This is a genomic window from Jiella marina (assembly GCF_024359545.1).
GTDB lineage: Bacteria > Pseudomonadota > Alphaproteobacteria > Rhizobiales > Rhizobiaceae > Jiella.
Genome location: NZ_JAKQZG010000009.1, coordinates 96,835 through 115,279 on the forward strand (window position 1 = coordinate 96,835; position 18,445 = coordinate 115,279).

At 64.1% G+C, this 18,445-nt stretch carries 15 protein-coding genes; 5 read left to right on the plus strand and 10 right to left on the minus strand.

Going from position 1 to position 18,445, the window contains the following annotated elements; all coding sequences use genetic code 11:
- Positions 1-21: 21 nt before the first annotated feature.
- From MF134_RS15820 to MF134_RS15835, 4 genes are all read right to left on the minus strand, one after another.
- Positions 22-675: a PQQ-dependent catabolism-associated CXXCW motif protein gene (locus MF134_RS15820; RefSeq protein WP_255340435.1), complete on the minus strand. Its 654-nt coding sequence runs from the start codon at positions 673-675 to the stop codon at positions 22-24.
- Positions 676-679: 4 nt separating this feature from the next.
- On the minus strand, positions 680-1,642 hold the full coding sequence (locus MF134_RS15825) for a substrate-binding domain-containing protein (RefSeq protein ID WP_255340436.1): 963 nt from the start codon (positions 1,640-1,642) through the stop codon (positions 680-682).
- Between the two features lie 3 nt (positions 1,643-1,645).
- On the minus strand, positions 1,646-2,407 hold the full coding sequence (locus tag MF134_RS15830; RefSeq protein WP_255340437.1) for a c-type cytochrome: 762 nt from the start codon (positions 2,405-2,407) through the stop codon (positions 1,646-1,648).
- A gap of 413 nt (positions 2,408-2,820) precedes the next feature.
- Positions 2,821-4,671, minus strand: a complete 1,851-nt coding sequence (locus MF134_RS15835; RefSeq protein WP_457590008.1) for a methanol/ethanol family PQQ-dependent dehydrogenase — start codon at positions 4,669-4,671, stop codon at positions 2,821-2,823.
- A gap of 663 nt (positions 4,672-5,334) precedes the next feature.
- On the opposite strand from MF134_RS15835, the gene MF134_RS15840 reads away from it, so the two are divergent.
- A complete protein-coding gene (locus MF134_RS15840) occupies positions 5,335-6,270 on the plus strand; it encodes a quinoprotein relay system zinc metallohydrolase 2 (protein ID WP_255340438.1) in 936 nt (311 codons plus the stop codon).
- Between the two features lie 156 nt (positions 6,271-6,426).
- Complete coding sequence (locus tag MF134_RS15845; RefSeq protein ID WP_255340439.1) at positions 6,427-7,287, plus strand: quinoprotein dehydrogenase-associated SoxYZ-like carrier; 861 nt, start codon at positions 6,427-6,429, stop codon at positions 7,285-7,287.
- A gap of 68 nt (positions 7,288-7,355) precedes the next feature.
- Here MF134_RS15845 and MF134_RS15850 read toward each other — a convergent pair whose 3' ends face one another.
- From MF134_RS15850 to MF134_RS15860, 3 genes are all read right to left on the minus strand, one after another.
- A complete protein-coding gene (locus MF134_RS15850; protein ID WP_255340542.1) occupies positions 7,356-7,661 on the minus strand; it encodes a hypothetical protein in 306 nt (101 codons plus the stop codon).
- Positions 7,662-7,806: 145 nt separating this feature from the next.
- Positions 7,807-8,793, minus strand: coding sequence for a YVTN family beta-propeller repeat protein (locus MF134_RS15855; protein ID WP_255340440.1), 987 nt, complete (start codon positions 8,791-8,793; stop codon positions 7,807-7,809).
- Complete coding sequence (locus tag MF134_RS15860) at positions 8,790-9,332, minus strand: SRPBCC family protein (protein ID WP_457590009.1); 543 nt, start codon at positions 9,330-9,332, stop codon at positions 8,790-8,792. The genes MF134_RS15855 and MF134_RS15860 overlap by 4 nt, the downstream gene beginning before the upstream one ends.
- Positions 9,333-9,740: 408 nt before the next feature.
- Here MF134_RS15860 and pimC point away from each other — a divergent pair, with 408 nt between their 5' ends.
- Positions 9,741-10,943: a pimeloyl-CoA dehydrogenase large subunit gene (pimC, locus tag MF134_RS15865; RefSeq protein ID WP_255340442.1), complete on the plus strand. Its 1,203-nt coding sequence runs from the start codon at positions 9,741-9,743 to the stop codon at positions 10,941-10,943.
- Positions 10,944-11,052: 109 nt separating this feature from the next.
- Positions 11,053-12,201, plus strand: a complete 1,149-nt coding sequence (locus tag MF134_RS15870; protein ID WP_255340443.1) for an acyl-CoA dehydrogenase family protein — start codon at positions 11,053-11,055, stop codon at positions 12,199-12,201.
- Between the two features lie 7 nt (positions 12,202-12,208).
- On the opposite strand, the gene MF134_RS15875 is transcribed toward MF134_RS15870, so the two are convergent.
- Positions 12,209-12,517: a hypothetical protein gene (locus MF134_RS15875; RefSeq protein ID WP_255340444.1), complete on the minus strand. Its 309-nt coding sequence runs from the start codon at positions 12,515-12,517 to the stop codon at positions 12,209-12,211.
- 254 nt (positions 12,518-12,771) lie between these two features.
- Between MF134_RS15875 and ggt the strand changes: the two genes are divergently transcribed.
- On the plus strand, positions 12,772-14,544 hold the full coding sequence (ggt, locus tag MF134_RS15880) for a gamma-glutamyltransferase (RefSeq protein ID WP_369695432.1): 1,773 nt from the start codon (positions 12,772-12,774) through the stop codon (positions 14,542-14,544).
- 22 nt (positions 14,545-14,566) lie between these two features.
- On the opposite strand, the gene ilvA is transcribed toward ggt, so the two are convergent.
- On the minus strand, positions 14,567-15,826 hold the full coding sequence (gene ilvA / locus MF134_RS15885; protein WP_255340445.1) for a threonine ammonia-lyase IlvA: 1,260 nt from the start codon (positions 15,824-15,826) through the stop codon (positions 14,567-14,569).
- Positions 15,827-16,506: 680 nt separating this feature from the next.
- The gene (ade, locus tag MF134_RS15890; RefSeq protein ID WP_255340446.1) at positions 16,507-18,309 is read right to left on the minus strand and encodes an adenine deaminase; all 1,803 of its coding nucleotides are present in this window, start codon (positions 18,307-18,309) and stop codon (positions 16,507-16,509) included.
- Positions 18,310-18,445 lie beyond the last annotated feature (136 nt).

Genomic DNA, 18,445 nt, shown 5'->3' on the forward strand with positions numbered 1-18,445 from the left:
GCGAAGAGGCAACTGCAAGCTTTACTCGTCCGGGCGAGGCTCGGGCTGGACTGGTTCCAGGGGCCGGCCGGCCTCAGCCCAGCCGTCCGTGCCCTCGGGATACCAGGAGACTGACGTGTAGCCATCGCGGATGGCGCGCTTGGCGGCGTTGTAGCTCATCCAGCAGTCCCGCTTGCAGTAGAAGACCACCGGCGCAGCCTTGTCGCCCTGCGTGGCCTGCTCGAGGCCATCGAAGAAATACCGCTCCATGACCGGGGCGAGTTCCCCATAACCCGTATCGACCAGCCAGATCGATCCAGGAATGTTCTGGCGCGGTTCGGGGCGCCAGATCGTGTCTTCCGGCAGGCCCTTCGGTCGCGGCGCTCGGGGAAGAACGTCGACGAAGAGAGCGCCAGCTTCGTGCAGCGAGATGGCGTCGTCGATGCCGATCACGGTGCCGCCTGCAAGCGTCGAAGGGACCGGCGCCCGATAGTCGGACATACGATAATTGTCCGGCTCGGGCACATCGACTGTCGCGTGGGCACCGTCTTCGGCCCACGCCAGGGAGCCGGCGATGGGCTGGCCCAGAAACGAGAATGCCGCGGTCGTGGCGATGACCGCGGCAAATCTTGCTCCCATCCGCGCCCGGTCGCGATGTGTGGTGACACCGGCAGGGGTCGCGGAGGCGGCAGTCATCGGCTCAACCCTTTGTGCTTGCTTCAGGCTCCACCGCATCACCGGCATCCTCGGGTGCCTTCTGCATCTCACCGTCTGACGGCACGGGATCATCCGTCATCGCTGCCGCATTCGACGGCTCGATCGGACTGTCGCTTTCATCGAGAAGCGGAACGCCATAGGACAGGAGGATGTCGTTGATCTCGGTCTGGTTCTGCTGGATCGCCCGGTTGAGGGTGCGCTTCCATTCCTGATCCGACGGCCGCACGCCCATGGTGATGCGGAACGTCGTGGCCGGCCCGCCGCTCTCGTGAACGAGCGGCACGACGGTGTAATCCTCGCTCGCAGTCTTGGCGTAGTAGCCCGCCATCGGCCCCCAGAGCACCGCCGCGTCGATTTCGCCGGCGCTGAGATCGTCGATCATCGCCTTGGCGGAATTGGTGATGCGTGTGTCGACCATCAGCTGATAGGGCTTCGCCTTGCCGATCAGGCCGGCGCGGGCGAGATAGGTTGCGGGCGGTGTACCGGCGACGATGCCGATCCGCTTGTCCTTCAGCTTCTCGTCCTCCAGCGTCTCCACGCCGGCGAGATCACCGCCTTCCGGATAGACCAGCGCGTAGGACGTGCGATAATACGCATTGGTATTCTGAACGAGCTCGTCGCCCTGCGGATAGCTCATGATCACGTCGCAGAGATTGGAGCCCAGCGTCATCCTCACGAAGCCGGTGGCCTGCGGAAAATAGGTGTAGGACACCTCGCTGCGCCCTAGCTTTTCAGCCAGGAGACGCGCAACCGCCTGTTCGAAGCCTTCTTCGGCCTCGTTGGAGAAGGGCATGTTGTTCGGATCGGCGCAGACCCGGAACACGTCCGGATCGACGAGTTCGATCTCGCCTCCGAACTCGCGGTCCTGCGCAGATGCCGCGCTCGACAGAGCGAGCGCGGCGAAAGTTGCGATGCCGAATTTCTTCAGTCCATCAAGACTCGTCATCGATTAAAATCCCAGGCAAGAATACTCCTCTTCCTGAGCCTCCTTGTTGTTGCCGATGCGCTTCGGCTCACCACGCCCGACGACGCCGTCGGCACGGGCCCGAAGATAGATGTAGATCGCGTCCAGCGAGCACATCACGTTGGGGTCCTCGCCCCAGGCCGGCATGATCGAATTGCCGGACGTGCTCCACTTGTTCTGCTGTCCGCTGACCACGATTCCGGCATAGTCGAAGTAGCTGAGCGTCTGCAGTTGTTCGACCAGATTCGGCGCGAAGGAAGAGCCGAGACCGTCCGGGCCGTGGCACTGCATGCAGTTCGCCGTGTACTTCTTGTAACCGCGCCAAGCGTACCAGTCGGCCTCTCCCTCCTCGTTCACGAAGTAGGTCGGGTTGCCAGCCGGATCGAGATATTTGCCGAGATCGCCTTCGGTGGGCTCATTGCCCTCACTCGCCGTGTCGAGTGACGGGTGAGCGTCGGGCTTCATGTGCTCGGCGCTGGCCATCTCGGCGTCTTCGGAAACTTCAGTGACTTCGGCGCTCTGGCCGCCGGAGCTGGCGCCGTCCTGCGTTGCGCCCTCGTTCTGGCTGCTGGCTGCCGGCGTGGTTTCGGCGCCCTGACCGGCGTCCGTCGCCGTTGCCGCGGCCGCTCCGCCACCGCCAGCCGTCTGGCCTGCGGGGACGATTGTGGTGCCGGAGTTCTGCGCCAGGGCGAAACCGGACGCCGACAGGAGCAACGCGCCGGCAAAGGCAATCAACTTTGTCTTCATGCGAGTCCTCAACAGGTTGCGCAGGGCGGACTGACGTGGGTTCGACGCCTTGCGACCGAGATGCCGTTTGAAGCCTTCGCTGACGTTCGAAACACCATGCGAAGCGCGACAGTTCTTGACTGGCTTCGTCGCTTCCGGTGCACACGGCGCCAGCAACGCGAGCCGGGTTGGGCGGGGACGAAATCGCCCCGGCGCCGGGCTCTGCCGTCTCGGACAGGAACCGAGGCGAACGAAGCGGTTTCACGCGACGCAATCCTTGGCTACCCGGCAAGGAACGCTTTGGACAGTCGGCCCGCGGCGTTATGCCGTATCCTGCGGCAAAGTCGGGAATAAATCCCGGTAAGCAGTCCCTTTCAGCGAACGAGCCCCGCGATGTTTCGCGGGGCTCGTCCTTCGCAGCTTTTGTTCAAAGCTTAGTTGGCGGAAGCACTCTGGTTCGGCACCGTGAAGACGGTCAGCTGACCGCCGAGTGCCGTGTACTTCGAGAGGGCCGCGTAGCCGCCGACCGCGCCGAGACCGGCGTTCGGATCGGTGAGGCCCGCCGCGAGGCCGATACCGGCCCAGCCGCCGATGCCGGACAGGACGCCGACATACTGCTGCCCATTGTTCTCGTAGGTCATCACGTTGCCGATGATGCCCGACGGGGTCTTGAAGCTGTAGAGCTCCTCGCCCGTCTCGGCGTCGACCGCCTTCAGATAACCTTCGAGCGTGCCGTAGAACACGACGCCGCCCTTGGTGGCCAGAGCACCCGACCACACCGAGAACTGCTCGGGCAGCGACCAGACGATCTCACCCTTGCCGGCGTCCCAGGCGATGAAGTTGCCCATGCCGCCATGGCTGTTCGGAGCCGGATACATCGACAGGGTCGCGCCGACATAAGGCTGACCGGCCGTGTAGGCGACGCGGAATGGTTCGTAGTCCATGCAGACGTGGTTGGTCGGCACGTAGAAGAGACCGGTATCCGGCGAGAAGGAAGCCGGCTGCTGGTCCTTGGTGCCGAGCGCGGCCGGGCAGATGCCGGTCGAGTTCACGTCTTCGCCGTTCTGCTCGGTCGAGTATTCGGCAACGACCTGCGGACGGCCGTACTGATCCGACTCGGGATCCATGACGACTTCCGTCGCCCAGTTCACGGCCGGGTCGTACTTCTCGGCGACGAGCAACTCGCCGGTCTCACGATCCATCGTATAGGCGAAGCCGTTACGATCGAAGTGGACGAGCGCCTTGCGCTGTTCGCCGTTCACGTCGATGTCCGCGAGGATCATCTCGTTGACGCCGTCGAAGTCCCACTCGTCATGCGGGGTCATCTGGTAGACCCACTTCGCCATGCCGGTGTCGGCGTCACGGGCGAAGATCGTCATCGACCACTTGTTGTCGCCCGGGCGCTGAGCCGGGTTCCAGGTCGAGGGGTTGCCCGAACCGTAGTAGATCAGGTTCAGCTCGGGGTCATAAGAGTACCAGCCCCAGGTGGTGCCGCCGCCGATCTGCCACTGATCGCCTTCCCAGGTCTTCAGCGAGGAATCGGCGCCAACCGGCTTTCCGAGTTCCATCGTGTTCTCGGGATCCATCAGCATTTCGTCGTCCGGACCCGTCGAATAGGCGCGCCAGGCCTGGCTGCCGTCCGACAGATTGTAGGCGGTCACCGAACCGCGGACGCCGAATTCGCCACCGGAGATACCGATGAGGACCTTGTCCTTGAAGACCATCGGCGCGGAGGTGCCGGTCTCGCCCTTGGACGGGTCGCCGTTCTGGACGGACCACATCTGCTCGCCGGTCTCGGCGTTCAGCGCGACGACCGTCGTGTCGGCCTGATGCAGGATCACCATGTCCTGCCCGCCGTCACCCTGACCCGGCGCGTAGGCGACGCCACGGTTGACCGTGTCGCAGCACATCACCGGAATGACGTTCGGGTCCTGCTTCGGCTCGTACTTCCACTTGATCGAACCGTTGTCGTTCAGATCAAGGGCGTAGACCATGTTCGGGAACGGCGTATGCACATACATCGTGTCGCCGATGACGAGGGGGTTGCCCTCGTGACCACGCAGGACGCCCGTTGAGAAGGCCCATGCCGGGACCATGTCGCCGACATTGTCCTTGTTGATCGAGTCGAGTGTGGAGTAACGCTGGTTGGCGTAATCGCCAGTCGGCATGACCCACTGGCTCGCATCCTGCGCCATCTCCTGCAGCTTTTCGTTGGCCGCAGCCGAGGCGGCGAGCCCGACGATCATGGTCGTCGCCAGCGCGGTCCGCGTCAGAGTCTTCAGCATCAAGTGTCCTCCCAAGGAACAGTTTAACCATGCCGGCCGAACGAATTCGGCCATCATGATGCTAACAATGCGAAGGGAAGGCTTCCGGCAGCGTGTCACGACCTCCAATAGGGGTCTTGGTGGGCACCGTTGGTCATTACCCTACCAGTGGCCTTCGAGAATTCGGGGCGCTCCCAACACCGCCGATCTTGAAGCCGGAAACCATGGGCGGTACCCTAATTCGGGAATTTTTCCTCTGCAAGCACTTTTCGACATCTTTCTATGTGCACTGCACAAAAACACCTCCCCGGAGCCCTCTCAACTTAGTTATTTTTGGGTATAAAGCGGTCCAGAATGCATAATTCTTGGTCATATTCCGTGGCAATCTGTCACCTGGCGACGTTAAACTCAGGACGCTTTGCCGGAGGGCCGAAAACTCCATCTTGATCGGAATAATCGTTTGTTTTCCTGTTATTTCGGCGTGGAAGTCCTGTATCGCGTCGAGCAAAGCCTAAGGGAGCTTGGAACTGTCCGTTACTGGCACATTCGGAGATCAGCGATCATGACAGCCGAACTCCGCGAAGAAGAGCCTAGCGGAATGGCAGAGCCCGAGCGCTGGAAGCCTGTGAATTCGGAGCATGAGGCACGGCATTGGAGGAGAACACCGTGACTAGAAGGGATCTGATGAAATACATCGCTGCGTTCTTCAAGACTCTCTTCATCGTCGCTTTCGCCGCTTCGACGATGCCCGCGAAGGGGAGTGATGCGTTCAACCTCGAAGAGATCGCGCCGGGGGTGTTCGTCCATCAGGGACGAATAGCCGAAATGAGCCGCGCGAATCAGGGCGACATCGCCAATATCGGTTTCGTGGTCGGCGAGGAGGCCGTGGCGATGGTGGACAGCGGCGGCAGCGTTCCGGTCGGGGAAGCGGCACTGGCAGCGCTCCGCCAGGTGACGGACAAACCCGTCCGTTACCTGATCAACACTCACATGCATCCGGATCATGTGTTCGGCAATCAGGTGTTCAAGGAAGCGGGAGCCACCGTCGTCGGCCATCGCCGCCTGCCTGCAGCGCTCGGGGCACGTGCGGATTTCTACAAGACATCGATCGGCAACCAGATCGGCCCCGAGCTCGCCGGCGCCGTCGATATCACGCTGCCGGACGAGACCGTCGCCGACGAGATGCGCATCGATCTCGGCGGCCGTGAACTCGTGATCAAGGCCTGGCAGACAGCGCATACCGACAATGACGTGACCGTTTTCGACCCGGCGACGAAGACGCTGTTTGCGGGGGATCTCGTCTTCATGGAGCATTTGCCCGTCATCGATGGCAGCATCACGGGCTGGCTCGACCAGACGGCCGAACTCGAAGCGATCCCGGCCGAGCGCGTGGTCCCGGGCCACGGGCCGGTGAGCGCCCCCTGGCCCGAGGCGATCGAGCCTCAGACCACCTATCTCGAGACCCTCGCCGCCGATCTGCGAGCAGCCATTGCGGACGGCGTGCCCCTCGCCGATGCCGTCGAGACCGCCGGCCAGTCCGAGTCCGGCAAATGGCAGCTCTTCGATTTCTACAACGGCCGTAACGCCACGGCCGCCTTCGCCGAACTCGAATGGGAGTAGTCAGATGAGGGCGGACGGGCTGGAGCGCCCAGGCACTCCCTCCCCGCCTCGTGAACGCGGTATGGCTTGCGGGATGGCCCGAGAGCCGCAATTCTCAGACCACAAAGCCTGGACGCACGACGCGTGCATCCGAAGTCGATCGGGAGGATGACGATCATGGCATATTCAATGACAGGCGCACGTCGCGTTCGCGCCTTGGCAAGTCGGACCACGCTCGCCGCCGGTACGGCGCTGCTGCTGGCGCTGTCTTTCGCCCCGGCAGGCTCCTTGGCCGTCGCGGCTTCGCCGGAACAGCAGGCGAGCGAGGCCGAATCGGCTTGGCCGGGCCTGCGCGCCGACCTCTTCGGCGACAGGGAACTGATCGAAGGCAGCGACCTGATCGCGATCGAGGCCCCGGCCCGCGCGACCGACCCCGCCGTGGTTCCGGTCAAGCTCAAGCTCGACCCGAGCCAGGAGATCCGAAAGGTCACGCTGGTCATCGACGAGAACCCCGCGCCGGTGGCCGCCACCTTCGACATCGCCGAGGGCGCCGGAATCACCGAATTGTCCACCCGCGTGCGCGTCAACGCCTACACCGATGTTCACGCAGTCGCCGAGACGGCGGATGGCAAGCTCTATGTGACAAAGACCTTCGTCAAGGCCGCCGGCGGTTGCGCCGCACCCGCCGCCAAGGACCCGGAGGTCGCTGCCCGCGAGATGGGCAAGATGAAGATGCGGCAGTTCGAAACGGAGACGGGCGGCACGCAGGAAGCGCAGTTGATGATCCGCCATCCCAACAATTCCGGGCTGCAGAAGGATCAGGTGACGCTGCTCTATATCCCCGCCCACTTCATCACCGAGCTCGAAGTCGCCAAGGGCGGCGAGCGCTTGTTCTCGATGAGCGGCGGCATCTCGATCTCCGAAGACCCGAGCTTCCGCTTCCGCTACGGCTCCGACGCCGGCGGCGCCTTCCACGCCAAGGCGACGGACACCGAAGGCAACGTGTTCGAAAAGAGCTTCGGCGGCAGCCAGAGCTGATCGGACGGCAATTGAGGCCGCGCGCCGGAGAGGCTTTCGGCGTCGGCGGGCTCAAATGTCGTACGGGGCTATTCGAAGCAGCGGATCTCCGCCTCCGCCTGGGCGCGGCGGAGATCGCCGATAGCGGCCTTCGCCTCGGCGGCCCCCTTGAAGAGCGCGCCCTTCTCGCCGGTCACCTGGCTCATGGAGAGCCAAGTCGAGGCTTCGACATAGCGGTCGTAAGGCACCAGCGAGGCCACCACGTCGAAGGAGCAGGAGCACTGTTCCAAAGCGGTGCGCGTGTTGCCGTTGCTCGCCATGCAGCCGAAGACATAGTCGGCGGTCGCCGTGGTCGGGTAGTCGGCGGTCGCGGCCGAGGGCGTCTGTCCCGGCATGACGGGCTCGGCGCCCAATGTGCTCTGCGCGGAAGCGACCGAGACGGCCGAACTGAACACCACGGCAGACAAGGCCGCGCAACGAGCAATGCCCTGCCCTCGGTTTTTCCAGGTCATCTGTTTCCTCCCAATTTCAACAGCGCCGTCAGCGATCGTACCGGATGAACGCTCCGAAGGCGCGGGGCCCGTCGGCGACATCGACACTCCCGACGATCTCGAGCGTCTCGGCGTCGATCTTGACGAGCGTGTTGTCGAACCAGTGCGCAACGTAGACATAGCGACCCGCGCCGCCCACCGCGATGCCCTCCGGATACTCACCGCTCTCGATCTGGGCGAGCCGTCGACGCGAGATCGCATCGAAGACGGTGACCGTGCCAGCGTACTGGTCGGTGACGAAGACCTTGCCCATGGTCTCGGCCGCGCCATAGGGGTGCGAACCGACCGGCACGGTGTCGACGAGCGTGTGTGTGACCGCATCGACGATGCTGACATCGTCGCCACCGACATTGCCGGCATAGACGAACCGCTCGTCGGCCGAATAGGCGATTCCGAACGGCCGTTCGCCCACCGGCACGCGGGCGATCGCCTGGCCGGTTTCGGTATCGATGAACGAGATCTGGTTGGAGTCGCGGTCGGCGGTCACCACGACCGAGCCGTCGCGGGAGACGATCACGCCGGAAGGCGATTCTCCCGTCTCGAACTTGCCGACGACCTTCCGCTTTTCCGGATCGACGACCAGAAGGCTGTGGGAATACCAGTCCGCCACATAGACCGGCGCGCCGGAGGGATGCACCGCAATGCCGAGCGGGCCGCCGCCGGTATTCACTTCGCCGATGAGTTCGCCCTTGTCCGCGTCGACGATCGAGATCGCCTTGGCCTCGGGCCGCGAGACATAGGCTCGGCTGCCGTCCCGGCTCACCGCGATCCCGGCCGGCTTGCCGGGTACCGGAATCGTCTTCTCGACCGTCATCGTGTCGAGGTCGACGATCGACAATTCCTCCGCTTCCTGGCTGGTGACGAAGGCGGTGTCGGCCACCGAAACGGCCGGGAATCCGACCGTCAACGCAAGAACGAGGGCCGCCCCGAGCCGACAAACCCGGGCGGCCTTCGCATCCAGCTTGCTGCCGATCATGATCCGGCTTCGACGGTCGCCTTCAGGTTTTCGAGGCCTTCACGGATGAAGGCGGTCACGCCTTCCACCGCGGCCTCGTCATTGAGTTCCGCCGGCGGATCGTTGTTCGGATAGCCGCGATAAAAGGCGGCCCGCCACGTCACTTCGGACTTCGCGCCATCCTCGACGGGCTTCACCGAGATGTTTGAAGAATAGTTCGTCGCAGGCAGCACATCGGTGTTCACATGACCGATGAAGGTCGACAGGCGCATCTTGTCCGGATCGTATTTGGACAGTTCCTCCTCCATCAACCCGCCTTCGGTGAAGCCGAGCGTGCGGACGGACCCCTTCTCGTTGCCCTTCGGCGCGTCGGTCATCGCCACGCGCGGATGCCAGGACATGTCGGCAAAATTGCCGAGCACCGCCCAGACCTTGTCCGGCGCAGCGTCGATGGTGATGCTTTCACTTGCCTTCTGCCGCGTCGGACCGTGGGCAAGGGCAAGCCCCGGCACCAGCATCAACGCGACGACGAACGCGGCCAATCTCTTGATCAAGGCCATCTCTCCCCTTTCGAAGCGCCCGGCGAACTCCAGCCGCCGACGTGGCGCACTTCTCTATCTGATCCTGCGTTGCGCGCCGCACCCCGAAGCCCTTCCGGTGCTTGCAACGACAAGCAAGAGACCTCCCCTGCCGAAATCCGGTCGGCGCGGGCGGACCCTATTGCGATCGCTCTTTGAGGGAAAGGCCCTCCTGGATCAAGTCACCGGCGCGTCACGGCTTTGTTGATCATCGTCAGAGTCGTGCTGTCGCGATTGTGAGACGTTTTCCGCCACAGGCGGAGCTGCGACGCGAGCGAGCGCTGTTCAAGTCTTACGTTTACGTTATAGTTACTAGAAAACGCAGTGCGCTCGAAGCGACCGACAGGGCCATCCTGTCGAAAGATCGCTGCGAAGAACGGGGAGGAAACCATGGACCTCGCATTGTCCGGGGAGCAGCGCCGGTTCCGCACCGAGGTGCGGGAATTCATTCGCGCCAATGTGCCGGATGATGTCAGCGCGGCGCTGCGTGATGGCCGCTCGGTCGGCAAGGACGGGCTGGTGCGCTGGACCCGCATCCTCAACGCCAAGGGCTGGTCCGTGCCCCACTGGCCGGTGGAGCACGGCGGCACGGGTTGGGGGCCGATCGAGCAGTACATCTTCCAGGACGAATTGCAGCTCGCGCCCGCTCCGCAGATGCTGCCCTTCGGCCATCAGATGGTCGGCCCGGTCATCTACACTTTCGGAACGGAGGAGCAGAAGCGTCGCTTCCTGCCGCGCATCGCCAATCTCGACGACTGGTGGTGCCAGGGCTTTTCCGAACCCGGCGCCGGTTCGGATCTTGCGAGCCTTTCGACCCGCGCCGTGCGCGCGGGCGACCATTATATCGTCAACGGCCAGAAGACCTGGACCACCCTCGCGCAGCATGCCGACTGGATCTTCTGCCTCGTGCGCACGGACCCGAATGCGCCGAAGAAGCAGATGGGCATCTCCTTCCTGCTGATCGACATGAAGACGCCGGGAATCACCGTGCGCCCCATCCGCACCATCGAGGGCGGGCATGAGGTGAACGAGGTCTTCTTCGACGACGTGAAGGTGCCGGTGGAAAACCGCGTCGGCGCGGAAAACAAGGGCTGGGACTACGCCAAGTTCCTGCTCGGCAACGAACGCTCCGGCATCGCCCGGATCGGCGCGACCAAGGAGCGCGTGCGCCGGCTGAAGGAGATCGCCAGGGCCGAGCCCGCAGGCGGCGGCGCCGTCTGGGACAATCCGCGCTTTCGCGAGAAGGTTGCGGCCCTCGAGGTCGAATTGAAGGCGCTGGAGATCACTCAGCTCCGCGTCGTCTCGGGGGAAACCAAACGCACCCATGGCACGCCCGATCCAGCCTCTTCGATCCTCAAGATCAAGGGCTCGGAGCTTCAGCAGGCGGTCACGGAACTCACAATGGAAGCGATCGGCCCCTATGCGCTGCCCTTCGAGCCGGAACATGACGAGGGCTGGAACGAGCCGCCCGTCGGCCCGGACTATGCCGCGCCCGTTGCGCCCGGCTATTTCAACACCCGCAAGGTCTCGATCTATGGCGGCTCGAACGAGATCCAGAAGAATATCATCGCCAAGGCCATTCTGGGGCTGTGAGGCAGACATTGTCTCAACTGTTGGTCGCAATCTCAAACGGCCTTGCACCCGACAAAGAGAATCCGTGCCGATCGCCCACGATTTGAAACGCTAATTTCCGAGACGCCCGATGGATTTCGACCTTTCCGAAGAACAGACTCTCATCAAGGACAGCGTGAGCAAGCTTCTCAAGGGCGAGTACGACTTTGAGAAGCGCGAGCGCCATCGCGCTGCACCACTCGGCTTCAGCGAGGAGATCTGGCAGAGCTTTGCCGAACTTGGGCTGACCGCCCTGCCCTTCACGGAGGATGATGGCGGCCTTGGCGGCGGGCCGGTGGAGATGATGATCGCGATGGAAGCCTTCGGCCGGGCGCTGGTCGTCGAGCCCTATCTCGCCAGTGTCGTCCTCGCGGGTGGCGCCCTGCGCCATGCCGCGTCGGCGGAACAGCGGGCGGAGATTCTCCCGGGCGTTGCGAGCGGCGAAACCCGCCTTGCCCTCGCGCTGTTCGAACGTCAGACGCGGCACGATCCGGCGCTGATCGCCATGCGCGCGACGAAAGATGGGGAAGGCTATCGTCTCGACGGCGAGAAGTCGCTGGTTCTCCATGGCGACAGCGCCCACGGCTTCGTGGTCGCCGCGCGAATGGCGGGCTCACCCGGTGATACCGGCGGCCTCGGCCTGTTCCACGTTCCGGCCGACACCGAAGGTCTCGGCCGTCGCGGCTACGCGACCCAGGACGGCATGCGCGCAGCTGAAGTGCAGTTTTCCAGCGTCCGCGTCACGGCCGACGACGTGTTGGGCGATCCCGAGGGGGCTTATCCCGTCATTTTGCGGGTGATCGACGAGGCGATCGCCGCGCTATGCGCCGAAGCTGTCGGATCGATGGAGCGCATGGTCGAACTCACCACCGCCTTCCTCAAGGAACGCAAGCAGTTCGGCATGCCCATCGGCGGCTTCCAAGCGCTCCAGCATCGCGCGGCTGAAATGTACATGGCCCTCGAACAGGCCCGCTCGATGATGATGTTCGCGGCGATGAGTGCCGAGGAACCGGACGCTGTTGCGCGCCGCGCTGCGATTTCGGCCGCAAAGGTCCAGATCGGACGCTCGGGCCGCTTCATCGGCCAGAGCGCCGTGCAGCTCCATGGCGGTGTCGGCGTGACCATGGAATACGAGATCGCCCACCACTTCAAACGCCAGACCATGATCGACCTCGCCTTTGGCGATGCCGACCATCATCTGGCACTGCTGGGGGAATCGGGCGGGCTCGAGGCGGCGTGACGGCGCCTCAATGGGCCGTCAGCACCGAAATTCGTTTGCGGTCCGAATCGCTGACGACCTCCACCGTTTCGATGGACGTGTCTGCGTCGTCGGCCCGGAAGCGAAACGAGATGTCGCTGAGAACCTGCGCGCACATGCCTTGCGGCTCCTCCTGCAAGGTGACCGCGACCACGAACTGGCCGGCCTCACCGTCGCGCCGGGAAGCAGTCGCCTTGTAGCAGGGGGTCGGCGCCGTCACCGTGCCCTGGACATGGAGCCGCGGCGGAGAACCCGGTTGCACGTTGAGCCAGGCCTTCACATTCTTCAATTTGCCCATTTGCGCTGCTCCGCCCGCCATTGCCGGTAATGTCACGAGGGCACCAGCGACCGCCACTGCCGCAAGCCTCGAAAAGATCCGTGTCATGCCAACCTCCCTGATTTCTCAGTGAACGCATTCCTCACGAGGGAATTTCCATGAGATTCGGGCGGAGTTGCGAAGCCGCCGAATCGTCGGACCCGTTCCGCCCTGTTCATCGGCAACCCTCGCCATAGCTCACCTGCCATCGCTTCCAGCCTGCAAGGAGACGCGTCGTGTCGCGCAATCGGTTCGCCAGCCTGTTTCTCGGCCTCGCCCTCATCCTGCCGGCCCCCGCCTTCGCCCAGGATCAGGCGGCCGACGCGATCCAGCCGGAAACCACGACCGCCACGGCAGAAACGAGGGTCGAGCCCGTCAAGGCGAAGAGCCGCATGGTCGCGGCCGCCAATCCGCTCGCCGCAGAAGCCGGCCTCGCCATCCTGAAGAAGGGCGGCAACGCCATCGACGCGATGGTGACGACGCAGTTGGTCCTCGGTCTGGTCGAGCCGCAATCCTCCGGTCTCGGCGGCGGCGCCTTTCTCGTCTTCTTCGACGCACGGGCCGGCAAGCTCACCACCTTCGACGGCCGCGAAACCGCTCCCGAGGCCGTCGATCCGACCCTCTTCCTCGACCAGGCGGGCGATCCGCTGAGCTTCTTCGACGCAGTCGTCGGCGGGCGCTCGGTGGGCACACCCGGGACGGTGCGTCTCCTCTACGAAACCCACAGGCAGCGCGGCGCGCTCGACTGGAAGACCGTCGTCGAACCGGCGATCGACCTTGCGCGCCAAGGTTTCGAGGTCTCGCCGCGGCTTCATGCGCTGATCGCCGAGGACGGCGAGCGCCTGAAGCGCTTTGCCGCGACGCGCGACTATTTCTTCGACGACGCCGGCACGCCCCTGAAGGTGGGTACGCTGTTGAAGAACGAGCCCTACGCGGAAACGCTGGAGAGGATCGCCGAAGAGGGAGCCGCCGGCTTCTACGAAGGCCCGGTGGCCGAGGCGATTGTCGCGACCGTACAGGGCGCGGAGGGCAATCCCGGCCGCCTGTCGCTTTCCGATCTTGCCGGCTACCGGATCGTGGAGCGCGCGCCGGTCTGCATCACCTATCGCGCCTACGATGTCTGCGGCATGGGGCCGCCCTCTTCCGGCGCGCTCACCGTCGGCCAGATCCTCGGCCTCATCGAACCCTTCGACATCAAAGCGCTGGGGCCGAATAGCCCCGAGGCCTGGCGGCTGATCGGCAATGCCTCGCGCCTGGCCTTCGCCGATCGCGGCCGTTACATGGCCGATATCGACTATGTCCCGATGCCAATGCGCGGTCTTCTCGACGAAGACTATCTCACCTCGCGCTCGGAGCTTCTGAAGGGTGAGGAAGCGCTGCCGGCCGATCAGGTGGAGCCCGGCTCGCCACCCTGGGACCATGCGATGCTCCTCGGCGACGATACCGCGATCGAGATGCCTTCGACCAGCCACTTCTCCATCGCGGATGCGGCCGGCAACGTCGTCTCGATGACGACGACGATCGAGAACGGCTTCGGTTCGCGGCTGATGACCAACGGCTTCCTGCTCAACAACGAACTGACCGACTTCTCCTTCGAGACCCATGACGAGAACGGCCACGTGATCGCCAACGCTGTGGCGCCGGGCAAGCGGCCCCGTTCCTCCATGGCGCCGACCATCGTCATGCAGGAAGGCAAGCCGGTTCTGGCCATCGGCTCACCCGGTGGCAGCCGCATCATCGGTTATGTCGCCCAGGCGCTGATCGCCATCATCGACTGGGACATGAACGTCCAGGAAGCGGCGGCCATGCCGCATCTGGTCAATCGCTTCGGAACGTTCGACATCGAGGCGGAAACCGATGCGACCAGCCTATCGGATCCGCTTCGCGAACTTGGCTTCGCCATCGAAGAGCGTGACCTCAACTCCGGCATCCACGCCATCGCCATCACGCCTGATGGACTCGAAGGCGGCGCCGATCCCCGCCGCGAGGGGATCGCGGTCGGAGAATAGGCCGTATTGCCGGCAAACCGGCTCAGATCAGGAGATCGGCGACGATCTGATCGTTGGTGATGTCCTGGAAGCGGATGCCCTCGGCCTCGAAGCGCTGAAGAAGCGCCGGGAAGTTCTCCGGGTTCCGCGTCTCGATGCCGAGCAGGATCGAGCCGAAGTCGCGGGCGGACTTCTTCAGATATTCGAAGCGGGCAATATCGTCCTCCGGGCCGAGGAGGTTCAGGAAGTCCTTCAGGGCCCCCGGCCGTTGGGCCAGCCGCAGGATGAAGTACTTCTTCAGCCCGTTATAGCGCAACGCCCGCTCCTTCACGTCCGGCAGACGCTCGAAGTCGAAATTGCCGCCGGAGACGATCAGCACGACGCTCTTGCCCTTGATCTCATCCTTCAGGCTTTCCAGTGCGTCGATCGCCAGCGCACCGGCCGGCTCCAGCACGATGCCCTCGATGTTCAACATCTCCAGCATGGTGTTGCAGAGCCGCCCCTCGGGCGCCAGCAGCACGTCATGCGGCCCGAAGCACCGCAGCGTCTCGAACGGGATCGCGCCGATCATCGCAACGGCCGCTCCGTCGACGAAACCGTCGATCTGGGGCAGGCGCGTCAAAGCGCCATTCTCTAGGCTGGTACGAAAGCTCGGCGCGCCGGACGGCTCGACGAACTTCATCTCCGGGGCGGGCCGCCCTTCCCTCTGGAAATAGCGCGACATGCCCGAGGCGAGCCCACCGCCTCCGACGGGCAGCACCACCAGATCGAGCTTTTCCTCGCCGAGCTGCTCGCGCACTTCGCGCGCGACGCTCGCCTGGCCCTCGACGATATCCTCATGATCGAAGGGGGGTACGAATTCGGCGCCTTCCTTCTCGGAATAGGCCTTGGCGGCCGCATAGCAATCGTCGAAGAAATCGCCGATCAGTTCGATCTCGACGGCGTCGCCCCCGAAGACCCGAGTCTTCTCGATCTTCTGCTGCGGCGTCGTGACCGGCATGTAGACGCGGCCCTTCACGCCGAAATGGCGGCAGGCGAAGGCGAAGCCCTGCGCGTGGTTGCCAGCCGAGGCGCAGCAAAACTTGGCGTTGGTCGCGCCGGCGGCCATGCGCTTGCGCATGAAGTTGAAGGCACCGCGGATCTTGTAGGAGCGCACCGGCGTCAGATCCTCGCGCTTGAGGAAGATCCGCGCCCCGTATTTTTTCGACAGATGCTCGTTGAGCTGCAGCGGCGTTTCGGGAAACAGATCGCGCAGGGCGGTCTCGGCGGCTGCGACGCTGGCGTTGAAGGATGATTGACTCATGTCACAATTCGTTTCTCGTCTGGCGGACCGTAGGCAGCCATTTGACCGAAGGGCGTAAAGCTCTCGCCGCCCCCATGATCTGGCGTCGATCCGCGATCGGGTCGGGCCGTGTCCCGACACTGTCATCAAATGGAGTTGCCGAAACGACTTCGTTGCAAAGCCGAAAGGGCAGCCGGTCGCGGCGAAGCGAGGCGGATTCCCGCCTCAAACCTCAGCGGCGCCGGCGCCGATAATCCGCGGCCGCGCACCGAGCGCGATAATCGAAAGGGACGAAACTCCGTTCGCGGATTGAACGATCGTCATCGCAACGCCCCTTTCTCTTGCCGTTCAAAAATTCGGCCGCGTCATGCGCCACCACGGGCGTTTTGTCAAAGTCCGGCTCTGCTTCGCCCCGGCCCTTGGGCGACATCGCCATGAAACGGTTTCGAAACACAATGAGTGAACGACGCCATTTGCGCGAAACATCGGGGGTCTAACTTCGTGATCATAGCAGTCGCGAGGAAAAAACGGCCACTCCCAAGGCCTTCCAGAACAGACTGCACTCCATTCCTCGGGCCGCTCGCCGCTGTGGTCTGAGATGGGCGGCTCCGGCGTATAACGCCCCAACGCGCCGGAGCCGCCGCCCCTTCTTTCCCAAAAAGCAACAACCGGCTTGCCGCCCTCACCAGGGCCGCGACCGATCAGACGAAGAGATCGACCAGGCTGAAGGTTTCGACGTCGACGATCCCCTTGTCGGAAATCCGCAAGGCGGGGATTACCGCCAGCGCGAGCAGCGAGTGCTGCATATAGGCATTGTTGAGAGTGCAGCCGGCGTCACGCATCGCACCGATCAGGCGGTCGGCTTTTTCCGCGACGATTTCAGCCCGTTCGTTCGACATCAGCCCGGCGATCGGCATTTCGACCAGCGCCTTCTCCGCGCCATCGGCAAAGAAGACGACGCCGCCACCCACCTCGCCCAGGCGGTTCGCGGCAAGCGCCATGTCCTCCTCGGACGTGCCGACGACGATCATGTGGTGGCAATCATGGGCGACTGTCGAGGCCATGGCGCAGCGGCCGCGATAGCCGAAGCCGGAGACGAAGCCGTTGGTGACGTCGCCCGACGCGCGATGGCGCTCGACCAGCGCAATCCGGCAAATATCGGCGGCTGGGTCGGGCATGGCGATGCCGTTGCGAACCGGAAGCGCAGCCGTCAGCGCCTTGGTCGGCGCCTGGTTCTCGACCACGCCGATCACCCGCGCCTCGACCGTATCCCCAGCGCCCGACGGCGCCTTCACTGCGAAATCTTCAGTCGACAGGCGCTTGCCGAGCTTCACCGTGTCGATGGCACTGTCTGGATAGGCATGGGCCGGCATGTCGGCTTCGAGCCGGCCCGCGCCCGCCAGCCGGACGCCGCGGCCGTAGACCGCGTCGATCTTGAGTTCCGCGAGGTCAGAAACGATCAGGAAATCCGCGCGTCGCCCCGGCGTCACCGAGCCGATCTCGCGCTCCAGCTTGAAGTGTTCGGCCGTGTTGATGGTGGCCATCTGGATCGCCGTCATCGGCTTGAGGCCGCGCGAGATCGCATGACGCACCACCCGGTTCATATGGCCGTCGCGGACCAGCGTGCCGGAATGGCAGTCGTCGGTGCAGAGAATGAAATGGCGTGAGTCGAGGCCCATCTCGGTGATCGCGCGCACCTGCTCCGCCACGTCATACCAGGCCGAGCCGAGGCGCAGCATCGCCTTCATGCCTTGGCGTACGCGCGCCGCAGCATCCTCCATGCGGGTGCCCTCGTGATCGTCCTCCGCCCCGCCAGCGACGTAGCCGTGGAACGGCAGCCCGAGATGCGGCGAAGCGTAGTGGCCGCCGACGGTCCGGTTCGCCTTTCGCGTTGCGGCGATCTCGCCGACCATCTTGGGGTCGTTGCCGGCCACCCCCGGAAAATTCATCACCTCGCCGAGCCCGATGATCGCCGGCCGACCCATCGCCTCGGCGACATCGTCCGGGCCGAGCACCGCCCCACCCTCTTCGAGGCCCGGCGCGGAGGGCACGCATGAGGGCATCTGCACCCAGACATTGACCGGCTGCTTCACGGCCTCGTCATGCATCAGCCGCACGCCGGCGAGCCCGAGCACATTGGCAATCTCGTGGGGATCGATGAACATCGAGGTCGTGCCGTGCGGAATCACCGCGCGGCAGAATTCGGTGACGGTGACCATGCCGCTTTCCACATGCATGTGCGCATCGCAAAGCCCCGGCATGACAAAGCGCCCATCCGCCTCAACGACTTCGGTGTCAGGGCCGATGGTGTGAGAAGCATCCGACCCGCAATAGGCGAAGCGGCCGGCGACGACGGCGATGTCTGTCTCGGGAATGATCTCGCCGGAATGGACGTTGACCCACCGGGCGCCCCTGACGACCAGATCGGCCTTCTGCCGTCCCATCGCGACATCCACGAGACGAGGCGCGACCGCCTCGAACGGCTCGACCATTCCGCTATGCATGGGCTGCTCCCCTCTGGCTGCGATTGCCGAAGAATATGGGGTCGAGGTCAATCCGCGCAAACGCACCGAACGCCCCTTCCGCAAGACCAGCGCCCTGCTCTGCTCGGTCATGGTGAAAGCGGGGCCTCGCCGGCAG